This is a genomic window from Sphingomonas sp. 2378, from assembly GCF_038084995.1.
Taxonomy (GTDB): Bacteria; Pseudomonadota; Alphaproteobacteria; order Sphingomonadales; family Sphingomonadaceae; genus Sphingomonas.
This window is the reverse complement of sequence record NZ_JAXCMJ010000002.1, coordinates 177,779-199,953: the sequence shown is the minus strand read 5'-3', so window position 1 is coordinate 199,953 and position 22,175 is coordinate 177,779. Positions and strand designations below refer to the sequence as shown.

Genomic DNA, 22,175 nt, shown 5'->3' with positions numbered 1-22,175 from the left:
ATGCCCGCTCGCCGCATGATCATCGCCGCCGCCCTGGCGGCCTTGGCAACGACCCAGCCGGCGGCCACCGCCCCCGGCCCGGTTCCGCCGCCCTTGCTTCCGCAACCGGTCGCCACCGGCGCGACGAAGCCGGTCGGGGGGCAGGCACCGGGCTATTACCGGCTGTTCGTCGGTCGCTTCGAGGTGACGGCCCTGCTGGACGGGACGCATCCCTTCCCATCCGACAGGGTCGCGATCGGCGCGACCAGGGCGGAGGTCGAGAAGGCATTGGGCGAGGCGTTCCTTCCCTTGCGATATGAAGGGATGATCAACGCCTTCCTCATCGACATAGACGGGCGACTGGTGCTGATCGATTCGGGAGCGGGCAATCTCTACGGCACCGAGGGCGGGGGGCTGAGACAGGCCATTGTCGCGGCAGGCTATACGCCCGAGCAGGTGACCGACGTCTTCGTCACCCATCTGCACGAGGATCATGTCGGCGGGCTGGTGCTGGACGGCCAGCCGGTGTTTCCCCGTGCCACCATCCATATCCCCCGCAAGGATGCCGACTTCTGGCTCGACGACCGCAACCGGGCCGGTGTCGATGACCTGCTCAAGCCCTTCTTCCCCGCCGTGCAGGGTGTCCTGGCACCCTATCGGCGGGCCGGGCGGGTTTCGCCCTTCGAGGAGGGGGCGGCGCTGCTTCCCGGCCTGACGCCGATCGCCGCGCCGGGCCATACGCCCGGTCACACGGCCTATCTTCTAAGTGACGCGGGCCAGTCGCTGCTATTCTGGGGTGACACCGTGCACATGGCGCCCGTCCAGCTACCTCATCCGAAGGTCGCCATCCGCTATGACTGGAACGTGCCCATGGCCGTCGCGTCGCGCCGGACGTTGTTCGCGATGGCCGCGGACCGGCATTGGCTGGTCGCGGGCGCGCATATCTCCTTCCCCGGCATCGGGCATGTGCGGCGCGATCGGGGCGACGGATACGCGTTCGTGCCCGCCAACTATACGCTGAATCGGGGCCGTCCATGATCTCCATCGCCAACCACACGGTGCGCGCCAACGGCATACGCCAGAACTACATCGATGCCGGGGCCGGTGCGCCCGTCGTGCTGCTCCACGGCTTTCCGGAGACGAATTTCGCGTGGCGCCACCAGGTGCCGGTGCTGGGCGAGCTTTACCGGATCATCGCCCCCGACCTGCGCGGCTATGGCGAGACGGAGAAGCCCGCCAGCGGCTATGACAAGCGCACCATGGCGCGGGACCTGGCCGCACTGCTCGACATACTGGGGATCGGGCGTATCGCTCTGGTCGGCCATGATCGCGGCGCGCGGGTGGCGACCCGGTTCGCGAAGGACTTTCCCGATCGGGTCGACCGGCTGGTGGTGATGGACAATGTGCCCACCCGCATCGTCGCGCGCGACCTGGATGCCCGTATCGCCAAGGCCTATTGGTTCTTCCTCTTCCATCTGGTCCCCGACCTGCCCGAGGCGTTGATCGCGGGGAAGGAGGAGCAGTGGCTGCGCTGGTTCTTCTCGGACTGGACCTATGATCCGGCGGCGATCACGGGCGAGGCGTTCGATACCTATGTCCGCGCCTATCGCGCGCCCGGCGCGGTACGGGGGGCCATGGCGGACTATCGCGCCAATGCCGAGGATGTCGCGCAGGACCAGGCCGATGCCGATGTGAAGATCGCCTGTCCGACACTGGCGCTATGGGGCGCGAACTTCGGCGCGGTCGGCGAGATGTTCGACATGCCCAAGGTCTGGGCCGAGATGGCCGACCATCTGCGCGCGGTGCCGATCGAGCGGTGCGGACACCTGCCGCACGAAGAGCGACCGGAAGCCGTCAACGCGCTGCTGCTCGACTTTCTCGACGGGTGGGCGGGCTGATGGCCGGCGGACCCGAACCCGATCCCTATGCGCGGACGGGGCAGATCTATCCGATCCTCTCCGAGGAGATGATCGCGCGGGTGCGGCATTACGGGGTCGAGGAGAAGATGCCCGCCGGAACCACCCTGTTCCGCCGGGGCGACCGGCATGCCGACTTCTTCCTGATCCTGGCCGGGGAGGTCGGCATCTTCCATGCCGGTTCGGTGGACGACGACGAGCGGCTGCTGACGGTCCATCGCGGCGGCCAGTTCACCGGCGAGCTCGACCATGTCAGCGCGCGGGCGTTGCTGGTGACCGCTCGGGCGCTGACCGCCGCGCGGCTGATCCGCATCCCCTCGGGCGATTTCCGCAGGCTCCTGTCCGGCGAGGCGGACATCGCCGAGATCGTCATGCGCGCCTTCATCCTGCGCCGGATGGGGTTCCTCCATCATGGCGAGGCGGGCATCACGATCATCGGCGCGGGCGCGACGCCCGACACGCTGCGGCTGGAGCGTTTCGCCATCCGCAACGGCTACCCCTTCCGGCTGGTGGACACCGCGCGGGACCCCCTGGCGATGGACCTGTTGGCCGAGTTGGGGATCGATCTCATGGACCTGCCCGCCGTGGTCACGCCGGACCGCCAGATCCTGCGCAACCCCAGCACCGCCGAATTCGCGGATCGCCTGGGCCTGACCGAGCGGTTCGAGGCGGGTGAACGGTGGGACGTCGCGGTGGTCGGCGCGGGGCCTGCGGGTCTGGCGGCCGCGACCTATGCCGCCTCGGAAGGGTTGCGCACGGTGGTGATCGAGGCGCTGGCGCCGGGCGGGCAGGCGGGCACGAGCAGCCGTATCGAGAATTATCTGGGATTCCCGACCGGCATCTCCGGCCAGGCGTTGGCCGGGCGGGCGCAGGTGCAGGCGCAGAAATTCGGCGCGCGCATCGCCGTCTCCCGCAAGGTCACGGCGCTGGACTGTTCCGATCATCCGTACCGGCTGGAACTGGAGGACGAACAGATCGTCACCGCGTCCGCCGTGGTGGTGGCGACGGGGGCCCGCTACCGCCGGTTGTCCGTGCCGGATTACGAACGCTTCGAGGGGGCCGGGATCCAATATGCGGCCACCGCGATGGAGGCCGCGCTGTGCGAAGGCCAGCAGGTGGTGGTCGTGGGTGGCGGCAATTCCGCCGGTCAGGCGGCGGTCTTCCTGTCGCGTCATGTCGGGCATGTGCACATGCTGATCCGCAAGGAGAGCCTGGCGGCAACCATGTCCGACTATCTCGTCCAGCGGATCGCGCTTTCCTCGACCATCACGCTGCACCCGTTCAGCGAGGTGAGCGCACTCACAGGGGGTGAGGCGCTTCGCGAGGTCGAGTGGCGCGACGTGCGCACCGACGAGCGGACCCGGATAGAATGCGGCGCGCTGTTCGTCATGATCGGGGCCGAGCCGAACACCGACTGGCTCCGCGACTGTTTGCCCCTGGACGCGAGCGGCTTCGTCATGACCGGGGCCGATCGCGAAGGCCGCGCGCTCGGCTCGCCCTATCAGACGTCGCGGCCCGGAATCTACGCGGTGGGGGACGTCCGCGCGGGCTCGATCAAGCGGGTCGCGTCCTCGGTCGGCGAAGGGTCGGTGGTCGTCCAGGCGATCCACGGCTTCCTCGAACGCCTGTCCCGCACCTGATCCAGAAGAAAAGAGGACATATCATGCGCCTGGCGCCAATCGCTCCCGCCGACCTCTCCGCTGCACAGCAGCCCTTGTTCGCCGCCATGCGGGAGGGCGTGGCCGCCAAATACGACCTGTTCACCACGATGCGGGCGGACGGCGCGCTGCTGGGGCCGTGGAACGCCTGGCTGCACGACCCGGAACTGGGACAGGCATTCTGGACCGTGACCCAGGCGATGACCAGGGCGCGGCGGATTCCCGACCGCCCCCGGCAGGTCGCGATCCTGGTGGTCGGCGCGCATTTCGGGGCGGCTTACGAAGTCTATGCGCATGGCGCGGTCGCCGCCAAGGCGCATGGCATGAGCGAGCGCCGGATCGCCACGCTGGCAGCGGGGGAGCGGCCGGAGGACCTGGATGATGAGGAAGCGGTCGCGCACGATGTCGCGAAGGCGCTGCTGCGGGGCGGCGTCCTGCCCGACCCGCTTTACCGGGCGGCACTCGACCGTTTCGGTCAGCCGGGCGTCAACGAGCTGATCTACCTGGTCGGGCATTATGGCTTCGTCTCGATGACCCTGAACGGCTTCGCCGTGCCCGTGCCCGCCGAATGACGCGCGTGACGGATAGCTGACCCCCGTGTTCCCCTCGGCCGGATCATCCTCCACCCGATCGTGTGATCCTGCGTCACGCCATCGGGGGATGCGCGCTTCGGGCGGCGGGCTAAGGTATTGGCATGTCACGCGGGATTGCCTCTTCGACGGTTCCCCGCTCCGGCGCGGGGCGCGTTGAACTCGTGCCGGCGGCCACGACCCTGCCCTGGACGCAGATGGTCGCCGCTATTCTTGCCGCATCGATCTTCTGCCTCGACGCCTTCATGCCGCAGGCGCTCGCCGTGGCGGGCCTCTATGTGCTGGTCCTGCTGACGGCGGCGCTGGGGGGCGGGGCGAACAGGCGCCGCCGCATCACGCTCTGGTCGGCGGCCTGCCTAGCGCTTTCGGTCCTGGGCTTCGGCATATTCGAGATGCGGGGCGCGCCGCCGCTCGCCATCGCCCATCTGGCGATCAGCGTCGTCATCCTCGTCGCGACCTCGATCCTGCTGCTGCGCGCGAGCGCGATGGACATGGCGGCGCGGCTGGGCGAGCGCCGCTATCGCAGCATCTTCGACACGCTGGCCATGGCCATATGGGAGCATGACTTCACGCCGGTGGTCGAGGGGATCAGGCGCCTGCGCGCCTCCGGCGTCATCGATCTGCGCCGCTTCCTCGACCAGAATCCGCAGTTCGTGATCGACATGCGGCGACAGGTTCGCATCACGGACGTCAACCTGGCGGCGCTGAAGATGATGGGTGTCGCCAGCAAGGAGGAGTTCTTCTCCAGCCTGGGGGACTTCCTGCCCGAGACCGACGAGAGCTTCGCCGAGTGCATCATCGCCCTGGACGAACGCCGCCATCTCTTTCAGGCGGAAACCGTGGTCGTGTCGCGTAGCGGGGAGCCGCGCCAGATCATCGTCGCCTTCGGCCTCGGGCCAGAGGCCTGTCTCGAAAGGGTGCCCGGCAGCATTCTGGACGTGACCGGCCGCAAGGCCCTCGAAGCGCAGATCGGAAAGGCGCGGGCCGATCTGGCCGACGCCCAACGCAACGGCGCGTTGGCGGCGATGTCGGCGTCCATCGCCCATGAACTCCATCAGCCCATGTCGGCCATCCAGAGCTATGCGGACGCCGCGCGGCGCTGGATGGCGCGAACGCCGCCCGATCTGCACGAGACGACGGCCGCGCTGGCGGGGCTCGGACAGGCGGTCGGCCATGCGCGGACGGTGATGCACCGCGTCCGCTCGCTGGTCGGCAACGCCCGGATCGCGTTCGACGATATCGATATCGGCGAGCTCCTGTCGACGACCGTGCGGCTCATGGAACGCGACGCCGTCGAGGCGGGAACCCGCATATCGCTCGACGTGGAGGCGTCGGCGGGGCCGCTTATGGTGCGGGGGGACCGAATCCTGTTGAAGCAGGTGTTCGTCAACCTCGTCACCAACGCCATCCAGGCGATGGAGGGCGTTCCGTCGGATCGACGGCTCGTCGCGCTTCGGCTGAACCGGCGCGGCAGCGAGGCGGTGGCGATCGTGGAGGACTGGGGTCCCGGCTGGGCGGCGGCGGCGGAGGCCAAGGTCTTCGGCAGCTTCTACACCACCAAGGAACATGGGATGGGACTGGGCCTGTCGATCAGCCGCACCTCGCTGGAACGGCATGGCGGCTCGATCGCGCTTCGTCGCGGTGGCGGCGGCGGGGCGATGGTGGAGGTCGCGCTGCCCTTAGTCGGCGTGGAGCCTGGCCCGGATGGCGGCCTCGATGGTCGCCTGGAGGAGATCGCCGTCGAGCGGCTTCTCCAATAGGTCCACGACGCATCCGGCGTCCCGCAGCGTCTGCGCACGCTCATTGGGATAGGCGGTCATGAGTATGATCGGCAGTTCCGGGGCGCGGTGGTGCAGATGCTGTGCCAGCACGACCCCGGTCATGCCGGGCATCTGAATGTCGCTGAGCACGCAGGCGAAGGAGGCGAGCGGCTGGCGCAACACATCCTCGCCGGAAGAGAAAGTGTGGCAGTCGAAGCCGAGGGATCGCAACAGGCTTGACGTCGCGGACCTGACCAGGGGCTCGTCATCCACGATGGCGATGAGGCCGGGTTTCAATAGTCTCTCCCGTCCAGCGATGACGATTGCCGAACCTTAAGACCCGGGGAGGGGGGCTGGCGAGCCATACGATCGGTTAGGTGCTGGACAATTGATCCGCCAGGCGCACCAGATCGGGCACGCGGCGCAGGCCCAGCTTGCGCATCACGCTCGATCGGTGGAGCTTGACCGTGATCTCCGCGATGCCGAGTTCGTGCGCGATCTGCTTGTTGAGCAGGCCGCGCACGACGCCATCCATCACCTGGCGTTCGCGGGGCGTGAGCAGGTCATAGCGTGCCCTGGCGTCGGCCGAGCCCTGATGGGCGGCCCGGTCCGCGCGGGCGCGTTCGAAGGCGAGGTTGACGGCGTCCAGCATGTCCTGATCGCGGAAGGGCTTGCTCAGGAAGTCGACGGCCCCCGCCTTCATCGCGCGCACGCTCATCGGAATATCGCCATGACCCGTCATGAAGATGACGGGCAGGTCCGCCCCGCTGGCGTTCAGCGCCGACTGGAACTCGAAGCCCCCCACCTCTGGCATGCGCACATCGGTGACGACGCAGGCGAGCTGGTCCCCGGCGCCGACGTCGAGCGCCTCGCGGGCGTTCGCATGCAGGCGCGTCGCGAACCCGACCGAGCGGAACAGGCTGTCCAGCGAGGCGCGCACCAGGGGATCGTCATCGACGATGATGACCAGGTGCGGCGAGGGCGCGCGGTCGGCATCGCCCGGTGCCGAACGCGCAAATTGGGTGCCGTCCATACAATCCTCGATCTGCTCGCCTGAATAGGGATGGGCGCGACGGCTCGCGACCGATCGCGACCTCGCCAGGAGTTTCTACCGATGCCTTACGTCACTGCCAAGGATGGAGCCGAAATCTACTATAAGGATTGGGGCACCGGACCCGCCATCTTCTTCAGCCACGGTTGGCCGCTCAGCGCGGACATGTGGGAGCAGCAGATGATGTTCTTCGGAGAGGCGGGCTTCCGCGTGATCGCCCATGATCGCCGGGGCTTCGGCCGCTCCAGCCAGCCATGGAGCGGCTATGACTATGACAGCTTCGCCGACGATATCGCGCTGGTCCTCGAAACCGCGGGCGTGGAGGAGGTGGCGCTGGTCGGCTTCTCGATGGGCGGCGGCGATGTCGCGCGCTATATCTCGCGCTACAAGGGCGCGCGCGTCACCAAGGCCTGTCTGACCTCCGCCGTGACCCCCTTCTTCATGAGGGCGGACGACAATCCCGATGGCGCGCCGCCCGAAATCTTCGACGGCATCCGCCAGGGCCTGTTGAAGGACCGGCCGCAGTTCCTCGATGATTTCAACGCGCTCTTCTACGGGACGAACAACAACCCCGACGCGGTGTCCGATGGCATCCTGAAGCAGACGCTCCAGATCGCGCTGATGGGCGGGATCAAGGGCACCTATGACTGTGTCGGTGCCTTCTCGGAGTCGGATTTCCGCCCGGACATGGCGGCCTTCATCATGCCCACGCTGATCGTCCATGGCGACGCCGATCAGGTCGTGCCGATCAAACCCACGGCGGAGCAGGCGCACCGCATGATCCCGCATTCCGAGCTGAAGGTGTATGAAGGCGCGCCCCATGCGCTCGTCGTCACGCACAAGGACCGTTACAACGCCGATCTGCTGGCGTTCCTGCGCGGCTGATCCCCGAGGATCCGCCCACCGCAACGCCGCGACCCCGGGGGGTTGCGGCGTTGCTCGCGTCCATGCCGGTTCGGGGGATGGGATCACACGAAGCGCGGGATCGGGCCGATTTGGGGCGTCCGGTCGGGTAGCGCGACGAACGCCTCGTCGATGTAGCACCATCCCCAGCCTTCCGGCGGATCATAGCCTTCGATGATCGGGTGGCGCGTGTCGTGAAAATGCGCCCGCGCATGGCGATGGGGCGAGTCGTCGCAGCAGCCGACATGGCCGCATTCGCGACACAGCCGCAGATGCACCCAGACGCTGCCGATCTTCAGGCATTCCTCGCATCCCTTTGCGCTGGGCGTCACATGCCGGACCGTGGTGCGGTCCATATGCCTGCACATTGCCGTCATGCTGAATCTCCCGGAAGCTCGGACGTTCGTCTAACGGTCTGAAAATAAATCTCTTTTATCCGGCGGGGAAGGGTTTCCAGGCGGTACGATCGCTGTTTGGGCAGCCCCGTCCAAGAAGCATCCATCCCGTCCAAGGCCCTGGTCCGTCGCCCATGTTGTGCTCCGGGGCAAAGGATAGCGATCGGAGCGAGAGGGCGATGGGGCGGGATTGCCGGTGACGAAGGGCCCAGGAACCATCGGCGGGTCGCGGGTGATCGGCGTGCTGCACGGCTGCACCCTGGACATCGTTCCCGGCACGCTCTGGCGGGTCGAGGCCGATCTGGCCGTGGCGGGCATCCATTTGCGGGACCCCGCGCCGACGATACTGGTCGGCCTGGAGCGGGCCCTGGGAGGCGGCGTGCAGGGATTGCGCCATGCCGGCCTGCTGTCCGGACGGCTCGGCGAGACGCTGCTCCTGTCCAGGCCACCGGGGCCGATCCGCGCCGGGGCGGTGTTGATCCTGGGGCTCGGGACCACCGAGGCGATCACGGCGGATACCGTGCGCCGCGCCGCGCAGGCCGCCGCCGAGCAGGCGACGCGGATGAAGGTCGGGCATGTCGCATCCGCGTGCGGCGGGGAGGGTGGAGCCGATGCCTCGACGCTCGCCATGCCGCATCTGTGGGCGGCCATCGCAGGCATCGAAGCGGTGCTCCGGGCCAGTACGCAGCCCGTGCGCCGATGGTCGTTCCTCAGCCGCCCCACCGATCTGGAGCGGTTCGCCGAGCGTTTCAGGATCGCCTTCAACCGCGCTATAGGCGATGAACCTCCGACGGGCTGAAGGAGGGACAGGTATTCCGATGGCACAGACAGATATTATCCGCATCCTGATCGTGGACGACCATCCCATGTTGCGGGAGGGCGTGCGGGCCGTCATCGATCCCCAGCCGGATATGGACATCGTCGCCGAGGCGGAAAGCGGTGAGGCCGCGATCACCCTGTTCGAACGCCATCGGCCCGATGTCGTGCTGATGGATCTCCAGATGCCCGGCATGGGCGGCGTGGCGGCGATCACGGGGATCCGCGGCGCCTATCCCAATGCGCGGATCGTTGTCCTGACGACCTATTCCGGCGACGCGCAGGCGATGCAGGCGCTCCGGGCTGGTGCGGCGGGCTATCTGCTGAAGAACGCCTTGCGCAAGGAACTGCTCGACACGATCCGCTCGGTTCATGCCGGGGGACGCCACCTGACCGCCGAGGTCGCCACCGGCATCGCGTTGCACGCCATGGAGGACGCGCTGTCGGGGCGTGAGGTGGAGGTGCTGACGCTGGCGGCGGGCGGCAATTCCAACAAGCAGATCGGCGGCCGCCTCGGCCTCTCCGAGGATACGATCAAGGGCTATATGAAGGTCATCTATTCCAAGCTGGGAGCGTCCGATCGCACCCATGCGGTCACCATCGCCGCACGGCGGGGCATGATCACGCTCTGACCCTTTGCCGACATCCCGCCGCGCAAGCTGAACCTTGGTTGGGGGTTGCTGCGGCCAAGGTGCAGGGTCGCGGCAAACCCCCGTTCGATTTTTTGGACGATCTTCGAGGGCGATAACGCCTCCCGGACATTGAATTCGGGAGAAACGCGATGCTTTCGGACGCCAGGGCCTTTTCGCACACCGATGCGAACGCCGCGCCGCCCTATCTGTTGGAACTGATCGGTCGGGCGGAGCGTGCGATCGAGGACGATCCCGCGCTCACCCGTCGCTATCTGGACGAGGTCCGCGACCTACTCTCGGGCGGCGGGACCGATCCGATGGACCGGGTGCTGCTGCCCAGCGCGGTTCCGGTGGATGGCAACGGGCCGACCAAGGGCGGTCTGGCGGCCTGGCAGATCCGCCGGGTGCGCGACCATGTCGAGCGGCATCTGGAAAGCGCGATCCTGATCGAGGACCTCGCTAATGTGGCCAGGCTCAGCCCCGGTCATTTCTGCCGCGCGTTCAAGGCCAGCACCGGCGACACGCCGCATGGCTATATCGTCCGCCAGCGCATTCGTCGCGCGCAGACCCTGATGCTGAGCACGCGCGACTCGCTCAGCCAGATCGCCTGTGCCTGCGGGCTGACCGACCAGGCGCATCTGACCCGCCTGTTCCGCCGCCTGGTCAACGAAACGCCGCTGGCCTGGCGCCGGACCTGGCAGGCCGCGTGACCTTCCCGGCCCTGGGGTATCCGCCCGAGGGCCCGGAGGGATCGGTTCAGCCTATTGCGGCACGACGCCGCGGCCCGCCACGCGTTCATAGGCCGATAGCTCGTCGCCGATCGCGACCTTCGCGGCCAGATCGTCCGCCCGGGCCTGATCCTTGGCGGCCTGTTTCGGGTTGTCCGCATTCTCGTCCGGGTCGGCGGCCCCGACATTGGGGCTGTCGGGGACGTACAGCACGCGTTCTTCGTTCGACTTGTCTTCCATATCCGGCTCCTTCACGCTGCTTCAAACGCGGAACGGAAGCCACGGTGCCGCTATCCAACGGAATAGGCTGGCTTTTCATCCGCAAACTGCCGCTCGGCGGTGTATCCGTTCGGGATATACAAGACGTGGCCATCGGCGGGCTGATACCCGGTGGCCGCGTAACCTAGCCTCGTATCCGACAATCTTCGGGGATCGGGTTTTCGACTGGAGGATCGCATGACCATATCGACACCCCCGACGCCGCTTGCCGCCTCGCCAGCGTCGAGCCCGGCCCTCGGACGGGGGCTGACCTTCGCCATGGCGGTCGCGGCGGGGATTGCTGTTGCCAACATCTATTACAACCAGCCGATGCTGGGGGTGATGGAGCGGGATCTGCCCGGTGCGGCGACCGGGCTCATCCCGACCGCGACGCAGCTCGGCTATGCCGCCGGGTTGTTCCTGCTCGTGCCGCTGGGCGACCTGATCGAGCGCAAGAAGCTCATCGTCCTGCAATTCCTGATGCTGGCCATGGCGCTGGTCGCCGCCGCCGTCGCGCCGAATGCCTGGGCGGTGGTGTTCGCTTCGCTCCTGCTCGGCGTGGCAGCGACGGTGGCGCAGCAGATCGTGCCCTTCGCGGCGCATCTCGCCTCGCCCGAGAAGCGGGGCGCGACGGTCGGAACCGTGATGTCGGGCCTTTTGTGCGGCATCCTGCTCAGCCGGACGCTTGCCGGCTTCGTCGCCACCCATGCGGGCTGGCGCGAGATGTTCTGGCTGGGCGTGCCGATGGCGCTCGGCGCAGGGGGGCTGATGGCGGCGGCACTGCCGCGCAGTCATCCGGACAGCGATCTGCGTTACGGCCAGCTTCTGGGTTCGCTGCGGCATCTGTGGAACGAGTTCGCGGAGCTTCGGCTGGCGGCCGTGACCCAGGCGTTGTTGTTCGGTGCCTTCACCGCCTTCTGGACCATCCTTGCGCTGCATTTGCAGGAACCCCGCTTCGCACTCGGTGCCGATGTGGCCGGGCTGTTCGGCATCGTCGGAGCGGTCGGGATTCTCGCCGCACCGATCGCCGGGCGGATGGCCGATCGGCGCGGACCGCACGGGGTGATCGCGATCGGGGCGGCGCTGACGCTCCTCTCCTGGGCCGTGTTCGGGCTGTGGCAGTCGCTCGCCGGTCTGGTCGTCGGGGTGATCCTGCTCGACTTCGCGGTGCAGAGCGCGCTCGTGTCCAACCAGCATGTCGTCTACGCGCTTCGTCCCGAGGCGCGGGCGCGCCTGAACACCATCTTCATGGGGGCGATGTTCCTGGGCGGCGCGGGCGGATCGGCGGCGGCCACCGCGGCGTGGAAGGCGGGCGGCTGGTCCGCCGTCGCGTGGCTGGGCATCGCACTGGCGGCGGTCGCGGTCGCTCTCCAGAGCCGAAGCATCCTGCGGCGGCGGTGAAGGTCGAGCCTGTCACTGCGATCGTGGGCATGAAGGCGCCCCCTGTCCGGACAGGACGGGGAGCACCTTCCGGTTCGTGGCGCTCAGGCGGCGGCGATGCTCTCGACCGCTTCCATGATGACGGCGGCTACCGCCTCGGGCTGCGACAATAGGGACAGATGGCTGGCCTTCAGCTCGGTCGTCTTCGCGCTCATCCGTGCGGCGAACATGCGTTCCAGGTCGACGTTCACGACGCGATCCTCGCTGGAGACGATGTACCAGTTCGGACGATCCTCCCAGGCGGCACGGCTGATCGCCTCGCCGAACGTGCTGGCGGGGAGGGGTGGTTGCAGCGTGGCGAGGATGCGGGCCTCCGCTTCGGGCAGGTCCTGCCCCACATCCTCCACCCAGCCTTGGGCGCTGAGCTTGAGATTGCCCTTCCCGTCATCGACGATCTTGGCCAGTCCCGGAGGATTGGCGAATTTCCCTACCAGTTCGCCGACCGTCTCCCCCGCGGCGGGCGCGAATGCCGCGACATAGACGAGCGCCTGGACCTTCTCGTCGGTCCCCGCCTCGGTGATCACCGCGCCGCCCCAGCTATGGCCGACCAGGACCACGGGCCCCGGCACCGAATCGAGCACCAGCCGGGTCGCTGCGACATCGTCCGCCAGCGAGCTGGTCGGGTTCTGCACCGCGACGACCGGAATGCCGCGATCGAGCAGGATCGGGATGACGCGCTGCCAGCTGGAGCCATCGGCCCAGGCTCCGTGGACGAGGACGACGGTGGGCGGGGATGTTGCGGTGTCGGCCATGGTGATGCGTACTCCTGCGGTGAATGATGCAGGCCACGCTAGGCGTCGGGGCATGGGGCGGCTTGTCGGATCGGCAGCCGAGTTGCTCAAAGCTGCTGCATCGCGCCCCTCGAAAATCCTGAGGGGCAGCCCTCACCGATAGGCGATGCGGGCGGGCATGACGATGGCGATATGCGTACCGTCCTGGGGCGGCGAGGTGATCGACAGCGTGCCGCCGAGCCGCATCGCCCGTTCCCGCATGCCGACTAGGCCGAAATGACCTTCGCGGTGCCCGGCGGTGAGCACGTCGGCGGGCAGCCCCCGACCGTCATCCCGCACCGTGACCGTCAATTTGTCCAGACCGTGGACGATCCCGACATGCACGTTCGAGGCATGGGCATGGCGCGCGGTGTTCGCCAGCGCCTCGGCGACGATGGAGGCGATCTCGTCCGCCACTGGGGCACAGACGGGACGCGCGCGACCCTTCTCGTCTATCGCGAAATCCATGTCCGCCGGAAGGATGGCGGCCGCGAGGGCCGACAGGCGCGGTCGCAGCTCGACCGGCTCCATATCCTCGCGCAGGGCCCTGACCCGATCGCGTCCCTCCAGCAGCACGTCGTCGGCGCGGTCCAGCGCCCCTTCCAGCGCCGTACGAGCCTCACCGCCGGGCGGAAGCTTCTCGGCCGCCGCCTGGAACCGCAGCATCAGGCCCTGGAATCCCTGAAGCAGCGTGTCGTGAAGCTCACGCGCGATTCGCTCGCGTTCCGACAACTGCGCCTCGAACCCCGCCCGGGTGCGGTCGGCGATGATCCGCAGCCGCTGGCGGTAGAGCAGCCACAACAGACCCCCCACACCGAGCGCACAGAGCAGGGCGAACCATATCGTCTGATAGAATCGGGGTGCGATCTCGAAGCGGAGGACCGCGCCCTCGCGGTTCCACACCCCGTCATTGTTGGCGGCGAGCACATGGAAGCTGTAAACGCCCGGCCCCAAATTGGTATAGAGCGCCTGCCGCCGCCCCTGCGCATCCGTCCAGACCGTGTCCGCCCCCTCCAGACGATACCGGAAGCGGTTGGCCTTGGCATCGGTCAGGCTGAGGCCGGTATAGTCGATCTGCACGCGGTCGGTTCCGGCGGGAAGCGCGATCCGCGTGTCCGATGGCGTCCACACCCGTCCGGCGGCGGTCAGCGACCGGATCGTGACGGGGGGCGGCAGCATGTTTTTCACGATGCCGGCGGGATCGACATAGGCCAGCCCCTTGTTCGTCGCGAACCAGATGCGCCCGCTCGCGTCCTGCGCGGCGTCGTTCGCCTGGTTCATATAGGTGCGGGCGGCGAAGTCCTCATAATAGCCGAAGCGTTCGATCGGCAACGGACGGCCCGGACGATCGAAGGCCGCGTTCAGCGCCTTGGTCGAGGTGCGGACGATCCCGTCGACGCCGATCAGCCATGTCGACCCGTCCGGGGTCGGCAGGATGCCGGTGATGTCGGCCAGGAACGGATAGTCCCGCTGACGCAGATTGGCGAAGACCCGGCCATCCCATCGTCCGATACCCGCTTCGGCCCCGGACAGGATCATGCGGCCGTCGAACGCCATGGTCGAGATCGCACCGATGGTCGGCGCCCTGCGCGGCCAGAGCGCGCTTTCGGTCGTGCCGAGGCGTCGGCGAAAGCCGGTGCTCGGTCGACTGAAGATCAGGCCGCCCGCCGGATCGACCCGCAGCTTGCCCAACGTCCCCTTCTTCTCGCCGGAGACCCCCGCTGCCGGAACCAGCCGCGATCCGATCAGCTGGTAGAGTCGGTCGCGACCGGTCCAGAACCGGCCTTGCTGGTCGAGCACACAGGAAATCGAGAGCGGGTCGCCCACCTTGCGGACATGGCCGACCGATCCCGATGGCGTGAGGTCCAGACGATAATGCCCTTCGAGGCTGAAGGTCAGCAGGTGCCGGTCGTCGCCGCACAGCACGCCGATCGAGGGCTTGCGGAAGATGAGCCGGGGCGTCGGCTGACCGGCGTCGATGCGATAGATGCCTGACAGTCCCGCAACGAACAGACGGCTGCCGGTGCGCGATCGCACGAAGCCGGTGACGATGCCTTCCCTGACCGGGGACTGGGCGACGTTCGCGGGGGAGAAGCGGTCCAGGCCGGATGCCGTGCCGACCCAGATATTGCCCTCGCGATCCTCGAAGGTCGACAGGCTGAGCGTCGAGGTCAGGCCCTGCTCGACGGTCATCCGCTCCGCCGGGCCGGGGCCGTCCCGCGTCGGGGTGAAACGGGTCAGCCCGTCGTCCTGCGCCAGGATCCAGAGGTGGCCGTCCCGGTCGGCCCGCATGGTTCGCCGGGCGAACGGGGTGTTCGCGCCAGCAAGCGATACCGGTCCGCCGGTTCCGCCCAGCCGACGAAGCCCCTTGTCATCGGCCAGCCATATGGTTCCGACGGGTTGTTCCGCCAGCGTGGCATAAGGTGCGGCCTGGAAGGGGAGCGTTTCGAAACGGTCCATGCCCGGACGCAGGCGTAGCACGGCGGGCGGAGACGACAGATAGACGCTGCCGTCCGCCGCCGCGAGGATCGGACCCATCTCTCCCGGCGTATAGCCTTGGCGGGGGCCGATCCGCATCCATCGGCCATCCTTGAGCCGACTGACCAGCAGCACGCCCCGGCTGTCGCCCGTCACCCAGATCGAGCCGTCGCGCGCCTGCACGATCGAATCGACGCCGCCATCGGGTGTCCATGGATTGGCATCCCGCAGGACGCCATGGCGGACCACGGCGATGCCGCCGCTGTCATAGCCGACCCATATGTCGCCGTTGCGCGCCGCGAGCAGGGCCGTCACCTGAAGCGAGCGCCGCCGTCGTTCGTCGCTGGGCAGGATGCGCTCGAAGCTGATCCCATCGAAGCGGTAGAGCCCGGTCGAGGTGCCGAGCCAGAGGAAGCCGTCCGGCCCTTGCGTGATCGCCCGGATGTTGCCCGGCGCGCCGTCGCCCAACGTCCATCGGCTATGGCGCAAGTCGGTAAGGGCGGGCCGGTCCGCCGCCGCCGCCGCCGAAACGGCGGGGCCGGGCAGCATTGCCGCGATGCTCAGGCACAGCGACGGTCGGAGCGTTCGACGGTGCGTGGGCAAACGGGAACAAGCGGCAAGAATAGCAGGGAACGTCAATAGCCTGGGCCAGCCTTGCCCGCGCGCCTCCGCTCTTCCCGTGACCCCGCCCTTTTGCATCGTAGCATCATGGCAGTGCCGATGGAGGTGATCCAGTGGCGATTCGGTTCCGGAATGTCGGTTCGGCACGACAATGCGACCCGGCGCGCGATCGCATCCACGGAGTGCCCTATGGCAGCACGATCATCGATGTCAGGAAAATGGTGCCCAAGGGCGGGATCGAACCACCGACACTGCGATTTTCAGTCGCATGCTCTACCAACTGAGCTACTTGGGCCCACACCGCGATTGCGATTGGAGGCGTGCCTTTAGGGGTGGTTTTCGATCCTGTCCAGCCCTTCTTCGTCACTTTCCTTGACCGGAATGCGATAACCCTCGCCCAGCCATTGCAGCAGGTCGCGGTCCTTGCACCCGCGCGAGCAGAAGGGGGCGTGGTCGGCGGCGGTCGGCTTGTCGCAGATGGGGCAGGTGGTCATGACGCTCGTTCCAGTTGCAGCGGGCGACCGGTGCGGCGCGCGACCTCGTCGCAGATGGGGCAGGTGGTCATGACGCTCGTTCCAGTTGCAGCGGGCGACCGGTGCGGCGCGCGACCTCGTCGCGCCAGCCAGGGTTCGCCATCAATCGATCATATAGGGAGCCGGACAGCCGGTGCACGGGGGCCGGGCCCGCCGGTTCGCGCTCCCATTGCCGCAGCAGCGCACGGGCCCGCGCGCCGATCGGGTCGATCCCCAGCCGCTCGGGGATCGACGCGCGGGGACGCGGGCGCACGATCTGGAGGAAGCCGAAGCCGTTGACCGCCGTCCGCTCGAAGGGGAGGGGCAGGGCAGCATCCAGCGCCTCAGCCACCGCCTGACGCGGCCCCTTGCCCTCCAGCGTGGGGAAGTCGATCCCGATCGACCCGCCGATCCCGTGGCGGAGGATCGCCTCACCCACCGCGCGGGCGGCGGCGATGGACAGGGCTTCGTGCGGCGGCGAGCCATCGACGTCGAACAAGGTCATCGCCGGGGTCGGCGTCATCCGCAGCACGCCGGGCCCAAAGCCGATCTCGCCCGTCACCGCTTCGTCGAGCAGTTCGGACCAGCCCGCCGCTTCCAGATCGTCGGGTTGATGTGCCAGCATTTCGCGGACGGGAATGCCGGTGGCGACAATGCGGGCGCGCAGATCGGGGCCGGGGCCGGGGGGGGCATCCTCCGGGGCGACCTGCGCCTTGGGCAATTTGGAGCGGCCGCGTTCGGGAATCGCCTCGCGCGTGACGATGACGGTCAGGCCTGAGCCTTGCGTCATCCCCTTGGGCACCGGGGCGAGCAGCACGTCGCCGCCCTGGTTCAGCGTCACCCGGCCTTGCCGACCGGGGAGCAATTCGACCAGCCGCCCCTCGGCCACCGTGCCGACCGTCAGCGTGCCGGTCAGTTCGATCGCGGCCTGAACGATCCGGCCATCCTCGACCAGCGCGGCGCGCGCCTCGCCGATCCCGGCCTCATAGAGCCATTCAGACAAGCGGCAGTCCGGCGGCCTTCAACAGCGCCCGCGTCTCGAACAGGGGCAGGCCGATCACGCCCGAATGGCTCCCCTGAAGGAAGCGCACGAACGCTTCGGCGCGGCCCTGGATGGCATAGCCACCGGCTTTGCCCAGCCCCTCGCCGCACGCGATATAGGCGTCGATCTCCTCCTCGGAGAGCGGTTTGAACGCGACGATCGTGTCGGCCAGCCGGGTGCGAGCCTTGCCGGTGGTGTCGATCACGCACACCGCCGACAGCGCATGATGCCGCCGCCCGGAGAGCAGGCGGAGCAGCTTGCGCTGGATATCCTCCGTTTCGGCGGGCGGCAGGATGCGGCGTCCCACGGCGATGGTGGTGTCGCCCGCGACGACGATCTCGCCCTCGGCACGCTCCACCGCGTGCGCCTTCTCCACCGCCAGGCGGAGCGCATAGACACGCGGAAGCTCGGCGGGGCGGGGCGCTTCGTCGATATCGGGCGAGGCGGTGCGCTCGGGCACGACTCCCAGCCGCGCCAGCAGATCGCGGCGGCGCGGGGAGGAGGATGCAAGGACGACCGGCATGATGGGCCGTTCGCTCACTTGAAGCGGTAGGTGATCCGGCCCTTGGTCAGGTCGTACGGCGTCAGCTCGACGAGCACTTCGTCGCCGACCAGCACGCGGATGCGGTTCTTGCGCATCTTGCCCGCCGTATGTCCCAGGATCTCGTGATCATTCTCGAGCTGGACGCGGAACATCGCGTTGGGGAGGAGTTCCACCACGCGGCCGCGCATCTCGAGCAGTTCTTCCTTGGCCAAAAAATACCTCGGTTCGTCTTGTTTTAGGGTATGTCGAAGAGGCGCCGCCATAGCCGCAAAGGCCCCAAAAGGAAAGGCGCGCCGAATCAACCCAGGATATGGGGTCGGTTTAGGGTTCGGGCAAGGCGCGCGATCCTCCCCTGAAAGGGGAGGGGGACCGCCGCGAAGCGGTGGTGGGGAGGTGTCCCCGGTGGCGAGTTTGGTTTTACCTCGCAAACCGTGACACCCCTCCGTCATGCCTGCGGCCTGCCACCTCCCCTTGCAGGGGAGGAACGGATGGTCACGCCGGGTTATGCTCCGCCAGGAACGCCGCCATCGCCTTCAGGAATTCCAGGCGATCCTCCGAGCGGGTGAAATGGTGGTCGGCCAGCGGCTGTTCGATATAGTTCACCGGCTTGCCCGCCGCCTTCAGCGCGGCGACCATCATCCGCGACTGGTTGACCGGTACGCGCTTGTCTTCCTTGCCGTGCACGATCAGCAGCGGGATCGTCATGTCGGCGGCCCCGAAACGCGGCGAGACGGCGCGGTAGTCGGGGGCCTGTTTGTGCAGCCAGTCGGCGCGCGTCTTGCTGAACAGGAACCGCGAGTCGTAGCGCTTCATCGCCTGAAGATCGGACACCCCGGCATAGGATATCGCACAGCGGTACAGCGCCCCGTCACGCTGCGCCGCGCGCATCGCGGCATAGCCGCCATAGGAGGCCCCGACCATGCACACCCGTTTCGGATCGGCGATTCCCTGCTTGGCCAGCCAGGTGACGGCGTCGTTCAAGTCGTCCTGCATCTTCAGGCCCCATTCGCCCTGGCCCTTCAGCGCGAAGGCGGTGCCGTAACCGGAGGAACCGCGATAATTGGGCTGGATCACGGCATAGCCGAGTTCGGCCAGATACTGGCTCCACCAGTCCCAGCTTTCCGAGTCGCGCGCGAACGGCCCGCCATGCGGCAGCACGATCAGCGGCAGGTTCTTGTCCCCGCGACCGCGCGGCAGGGTCAGTATCGCCTCGATCTGCGTCCCGTCGCGCGCCGGGTAGCGCAGGGTGCGCACGGGCGACAGGCGCTGGCCCTTCAATTGCGGATTGTCCCAGGACAGGAACTGCATGTTCCCATAATCGGTATCCCAATAATAGAGCGCACCCGGCGTGGAGGGGCTGCTCACATCGATCAGGAAGCGGGTGCGGGCGCGGTTCCATGAGATGATCTCCGCCCGGCGCGGCGCCACCGCCTTGTCGACCTGTGCCTGCAAGTCCTTGATGCGCGGGTCGGTCCAGGCGTCATGATAATATTGGTCGGTGTAGCGGATCGCCGAGATATCGTCGCCCGCCTCGTTCCCGATGATCCCGTCGATATCGTAACCGGTCACGCTGCTCAGCTTGCGACCCAGTTTCAGGTCGGGCAGCGTCACCTCGTACAGCGCGTCATAGCCGTCGCTGTCGTCGATCGCGAGCGCGGTGCCGTCGGGGCGGAAGATGCTGGGCACCAGAACCGATTCGTCCTTGCGCGCATCGGCACGTGCGATCGTGCGGAAGGACTCGGCGTTGGACTGGCGATAAAGCAGACTCTTCTGCCGCGTCGAATCGGAATAGCGGACGCCCATGCGCAATTGGCCCTGGCCATCGGCATACCAGTCCCACACATCGGTCTGCCCGCTGACGATCCGCTTCACCTTGCCGGTGGAGATGTCGGCTTCGAAGACGGACGGATAGGCATCCTCCATCGAATAGATGCCGGTCTGCTTGGCGAACAGGATGCGCGGGCTGCCGTCCCTGGCGACCCATAGAACCTCGTCGGCGCGGAAGCCCGACCGATCCCAGTCGATGCGGGTCGTCTTCGCCATGTCGGCGCGGATGCCCAGCATGCGGGTGATGTAATATTCCTCGCCCTCGATCACCTGCTTGGCACCCAGCCCGACCAGCAGCCATTCGTCATTGACCCAGCGCCACCAGTTGACGTCGACCTTCTCGCCGATCGGGACGATGGCCGGCTTGCTCTGTCCTTTGACCAGGGGAACGACCATCAGATATTGCTGGCCGTTCAGCGCGCGCTTGCCCGCAATCCGGGTGCCGTCGGGCGAAAGCGAGGGCTTTTCGAACTCGGGCAGCGCGGCGAAGGCCTCGACCGGTTGCGGTCCCGGCTTGGCGGCGGGGGCGGATGCGGCGGCGGGCTTGGCCGGTTCCTGCGTCATCCCCGTCAACGCCATCAGGGCGAGCGCCGCCACCGACGCGCCCAGCATCCTCGTCACACCCAAAGTCATTCTTCCCCCTTGGCCGGACCATCTCCCCAGGGTCCGGTCGCGACAGAATATCACCGCCGCGCGGAGGCGAAAGGGGTTTCAGTGTCCGGCTATGTGCTCGAAGCCCAGGCGAGGGGGCAGGGGGACGGGCCCCTGTCCGTCATGGAGCGACAGGCCATCGCCCATCCCGAAGACGCCCAGCCGGGTCGCGGGCACGGGCGGGGTCGTGTCGGCGGGCAGCGCGAACAGCAATTCGTAATCGTCCCCCGCCGTCGCCGCCGCGAGACGCGCCATGCGATCCTCTCCGCCATGGACGCGCGCCTCCGCCGACAGCGGGACGGCGTCGAGATCGACCGCCACCGACAGCCCGCTCGCCCGCGCCATCCGCGCGGCGTCGATGAGCAGCCCGTCCGACACGTCCATCATCGCATGGACCACCGGGCCCAACGCCCGACCCTCGGTCAGCCGGGGCATCGGGCGGCGATAGGCGTCGCGCAGCGCGATCGGGCCATAGCCGCGCATCGCGATCGCCAGGCCCAGCCCGGCATCGCCGATCGTGCCGGTGACCCAGAGCGCGTCACCCGCTTTGGCGCCGTCGCGCGCGGGGGCCGGCGCGTCGCGACCGAAGGCGGTCAGGGTCAGGACGCGCGGACCGCGCAGCGACACCGTGTCGCCGCCGATCAGCCGGACATGAAAGCGGTTCAGCACCACGCCCAGCCCGTCGAGGAACGCGCGGTCCCAATCGGCTTCGCCCAGCGGATAGTTGAGCATCACCCCCTCGACCAGCGCGCCCTTGGCGGCGAGGTCGGACAGGTTGGTGGCAACCAGTTTCCAGGCGACATCTGCGGGGGGATCGTGGGGCAGGAAATGCACCCCCTCGACCAGCGTGTCGGTCGTGACGACCAGCGGGGCGGCGTCGATCACGGCCCCGTCATCGACCAGTCCGCGCGCGCCGGGGTGCAGCGGCAACCGGCGCAGCGCGGCGAGGAAGTCCGCCTCGTTCATCGGGCGGATCCTGGCGTCAGGCCCGAGCGACCTTGGCGATCGCGTCGAGCAGGCCGTTGACGAAGCCCGCCTCGCGCTTTTCGTAAAAGGCGTGGGCGACGTCGACATATTCGCTGATCACCGCGCCCACCGGCACGTCGTGACGCGCCAGCAGTTCATAAGTGCCGGCGCGCAGGAGCGCCTTCATCGGCTTGTCCAGCCGGTTGAGCGTCCAGCCCGAGGCCAGCTTGCCCTCGATCGCCCGATCGATCTCGCCCAGCCGGGCATGGACACCCTTGACGATATCGTCGAAGAAATCGGTGTCGGCATCGGCATATTCGACGTCTTCGATGGTCGCACCGATGCGGTGATTGTGGAATTCGTGCAGCAGCGTCGCCAGCGGCGTTTGTTCCATATCGTGCTGGTAAAGCGCCTGAACGGCGGCAAGGCGCGCGGCGGCGCGCGCCTGGGTACGGGCGGTGGGACGAGTCATTCGCGGGCCTTTACCGGGCCGTCACCGATCCGTCACGTCTTTTGGGATGTGTGGGGGCGGGCGGGGCGTGGCCTTCGACTTCGCTCAGGCTGAACGGCGTGAGTGGCGTGTGGCCAAACGTCCCAAACTCCGGTCAGCCTGAGCGAAGTCGAAGGCCAAGGACCGA

Annotated in this window: 23 protein-coding genes and 1 tRNA gene; 10 read left to right on the top strand and 14 right to left on the bottom strand. The window is 67.8% G+C overall.

Annotation, left to right across the window (positions count from 1 at the left end; translation table 11 throughout):
• The 5 genes from SM191_RS02105 to SM191_RS02085 all read left to right on the top strand — a co-directional run bounded on the left by SM191_RS02105 (nucleotide 1) and on the right by SM191_RS02085 (nucleotide 5,903).
• Nucleotides 1–1,017 carry an MBL fold metallo-hydrolase gene (locus SM191_RS02105; RefSeq protein WP_341504760.1) on the top strand — a complete coding sequence of 339 codons (1,017 nt, stop codon included), beginning with the start codon at nucleotides 1–3 and terminating at the stop codon, nucleotides 1,015–1,017.
• Complete coding sequence (locus tag SM191_RS02100) at nucleotides 1,014–1,877, top strand: alpha/beta fold hydrolase (protein WP_341504759.1); 864 nt, start codon at nucleotides 1,014–1,016, stop codon at nucleotides 1,875–1,877. Before SM191_RS02105 ends, SM191_RS02100 begins: the two co-directional genes overlap by 4 nt.
• Nucleotides 1,877–3,535: an FAD-dependent oxidoreductase gene (locus SM191_RS02095; RefSeq protein WP_341504758.1), complete on the top strand. Its 1,659-nt coding sequence runs from the start codon at nucleotides 1,877–1,879 to the stop codon at nucleotides 3,533–3,535. Before SM191_RS02100 ends, SM191_RS02095 begins: the two co-directional genes overlap by 1 nt.
• 23 nt (nucleotides 3,536–3,558) lie before the next feature.
• On the top strand, nucleotides 3,559–4,125 hold the full coding sequence (locus SM191_RS02090; RefSeq protein WP_341504757.1) for a carboxymuconolactone decarboxylase family protein: 567 nt from the start codon (nucleotides 3,559–3,561) through the stop codon (nucleotides 4,123–4,125).
• Between the two features lie 122 nt (nucleotides 4,126–4,247).
• Complete coding sequence (locus SM191_RS02085) at nucleotides 4,248–5,903, top strand: sensor histidine kinase (protein ID WP_341504756.1); 1,656 nt, start codon at nucleotides 4,248–4,250, stop codon at nucleotides 5,901–5,903.
• Here the strand turns inward: SM191_RS02085 and SM191_RS02080 are convergent.
• Nucleotides 5,823–6,200, bottom strand: coding sequence for a response regulator transcription factor (locus tag SM191_RS02080; RefSeq protein WP_341504754.1), 378 nt, complete (start codon nucleotides 6,198–6,200; stop codon nucleotides 5,823–5,825). The genes SM191_RS02085 and SM191_RS02080 overlap by 81 nt on opposite strands.
• Before the next feature lie 76 nt (nucleotides 6,201–6,276).
• Nucleotides 6,277–6,936 carry a response regulator transcription factor gene (locus tag SM191_RS02075; RefSeq protein ID WP_341504753.1) on the bottom strand — a complete coding sequence of 220 codons (660 nt, stop codon included), beginning with the start codon at nucleotides 6,934–6,936 and terminating at the stop codon, nucleotides 6,277–6,279.
• Nucleotides 6,937–7,017: 81 nt separating this feature from the next.
• Here SM191_RS02075 and SM191_RS02070 point away from each other — a divergent pair, with 81 nt between their 5' ends.
• Nucleotides 7,018–7,839, top strand: coding sequence for an alpha/beta fold hydrolase (locus tag SM191_RS02070; protein ID WP_341504752.1), 822 nt, complete (start codon nucleotides 7,018–7,020; stop codon nucleotides 7,837–7,839).
• An 83-nt stretch (nucleotides 7,840–7,922) separates the two neighbouring features.
• Here the strand turns inward: SM191_RS02070 and SM191_RS02065 are convergent, their stop codons facing one another.
• Nucleotides 7,923–8,213, bottom strand: coding sequence for a UBP-type zinc finger domain-containing protein (locus SM191_RS02065; RefSeq protein ID WP_341504751.1), 291 nt, complete (start codon nucleotides 8,211–8,213; stop codon nucleotides 7,923–7,925).
• 235 nt (nucleotides 8,214–8,448) lie between these two features.
• Here SM191_RS02065 and SM191_RS02060 point away from each other — a divergent pair, with 235 nt between their 5' ends.
• The 3 genes from SM191_RS02060 (at nucleotide 8,449) to SM191_RS02050 (ending at nucleotide 10,410) form a co-directional block, all read left to right on the top strand.
• Nucleotides 8,449–9,051 carry a M17 family peptidase N-terminal domain-containing protein gene (locus tag SM191_RS02060; RefSeq protein WP_341504750.1) on the top strand — a complete coding sequence of 201 codons (603 nt, stop codon included), beginning with the start codon at nucleotides 8,449–8,451 and terminating at the stop codon, nucleotides 9,049–9,051.
• 19 nt (nucleotides 9,052–9,070) lie between these two features.
• Nucleotides 9,071–9,700 carry a response regulator transcription factor gene (locus SM191_RS02055; RefSeq protein ID WP_341504749.1) on the top strand — a complete coding sequence of 210 codons (630 nt, stop codon included), beginning with the start codon at nucleotides 9,071–9,073 and terminating at the stop codon, nucleotides 9,698–9,700.
• 149 nt (nucleotides 9,701–9,849) lie between these two features.
• Complete coding sequence (locus SM191_RS02050) at nucleotides 9,850–10,410, top strand: AraC family transcriptional regulator (protein ID WP_341504748.1); 561 nt, start codon at nucleotides 9,850–9,852, stop codon at nucleotides 10,408–10,410.
• A gap of 51 nt (nucleotides 10,411–10,461) precedes the next feature.
• Here SM191_RS02050 and SM191_RS02045 read toward each other — a convergent pair whose 3' ends face one another.
• Complete coding sequence (locus SM191_RS02045; protein WP_341504747.1) at nucleotides 10,462–10,668, bottom strand: hypothetical protein; 207 nt, start codon at nucleotides 10,666–10,668, stop codon at nucleotides 10,462–10,464.
• A gap of 216 nt (nucleotides 10,669–10,884) precedes the next feature.
• Between SM191_RS02045 and SM191_RS02040 the strand changes: the two genes are divergently transcribed.
• Nucleotides 10,885–12,087, top strand: a complete 1,203-nt coding sequence (locus SM191_RS02040) for an MFS transporter (protein ID WP_341504746.1) — start codon at nucleotides 10,885–10,887, stop codon at nucleotides 12,085–12,087.
• A gap of 83 nt (nucleotides 12,088–12,170) precedes the next feature.
• Here the strand turns inward: SM191_RS02040 and SM191_RS02035 are convergent, their stop codons facing one another.
• The 10 genes from SM191_RS02035 to nusB all read right to left on the bottom strand — a co-directional run bounded on the left by SM191_RS02035 (nucleotide 12,171) and on the right by nusB (nucleotide 22,009).
• Nucleotides 12,171–12,878, bottom strand: a complete 708-nt coding sequence (locus SM191_RS02035; protein WP_341504745.1) for an alpha/beta fold hydrolase — start codon at nucleotides 12,876–12,878, stop codon at nucleotides 12,171–12,173.
• A 132-nt stretch (nucleotides 12,879–13,010) separates the two neighbouring features.
• Complete coding sequence (locus tag SM191_RS02030; protein ID WP_341504744.1) at nucleotides 13,011–15,923, bottom strand: sensor histidine kinase; 2,913 nt, start codon at nucleotides 15,921–15,923, stop codon at nucleotides 13,011–13,013.
• A gap of 291 nt (nucleotides 15,924–16,214) precedes the next feature.
• Nucleotides 16,215–16,290, bottom strand: a tRNA-Phe gene (locus tag SM191_RS02025).
• Between the two features lie 31 nt (nucleotides 16,291–16,321).
• Nucleotides 16,322–16,489, bottom strand: a complete 168-nt coding sequence (locus SM191_RS02020; RefSeq protein ID WP_341504743.1) for a DNA gyrase inhibitor YacG — start codon at nucleotides 16,487–16,489, stop codon at nucleotides 16,322–16,324.
• Between the two features lie 67 nt (nucleotides 16,490–16,556).
• The gene (locus SM191_RS02015) at nucleotides 16,557–17,510 is read right to left on the bottom strand and encodes a ribonuclease (protein WP_341504742.1); all 954 of its coding nucleotides are present in this window, start codon (nucleotides 17,508–17,510) and stop codon (nucleotides 16,557–16,559) included.
• The gene (locus tag SM191_RS02010) at nucleotides 17,503–18,072 is read right to left on the bottom strand and encodes a Maf family protein (RefSeq protein WP_341504741.1); all 570 of its coding nucleotides are present in this window, start codon (nucleotides 18,070–18,072) and stop codon (nucleotides 17,503–17,505) included. The genes SM191_RS02015 and SM191_RS02010 overlap by 8 nt, the downstream gene beginning before the upstream one ends.
• A 14-nt stretch (nucleotides 18,073–18,086) precedes the next feature.
• On the bottom strand, nucleotides 18,087–18,305 hold the full coding sequence (infA, locus tag SM191_RS02005) for a translation initiation factor IF-1 (RefSeq protein ID WP_007403889.1): 219 nt from the start codon (nucleotides 18,303–18,305) through the stop codon (nucleotides 18,087–18,089).
• A 280-nt stretch (nucleotides 18,306–18,585) separates the two neighbouring features.
• On the bottom strand, nucleotides 18,586–20,553 hold the full coding sequence (locus SM191_RS02000) for an alpha/beta hydrolase family protein (protein ID WP_341504739.1): 1,968 nt from the start codon (nucleotides 20,551–20,553) through the stop codon (nucleotides 18,586–18,588).
• Between the two features lie 78 nt (nucleotides 20,554–20,631).
• Nucleotides 20,632–21,537: a thiamine-phosphate kinase gene (thiL, locus tag SM191_RS01995; RefSeq protein WP_341504738.1), complete on the bottom strand. Its 906-nt coding sequence runs from the start codon at nucleotides 21,535–21,537 to the stop codon at nucleotides 20,632–20,634.
• Between the two features lie 16 nt (nucleotides 21,538–21,553).
• Nucleotides 21,554–22,009 carry a transcription antitermination factor NusB gene (gene nusB, locus SM191_RS01990; protein WP_341504737.1) on the bottom strand — a complete coding sequence of 152 codons (456 nt, stop codon included), beginning with the start codon at nucleotides 22,007–22,009 and terminating at the stop codon, nucleotides 21,554–21,556.
• Between the last annotated feature and the right edge of the window lie 166 nt (nucleotides 22,010–22,175).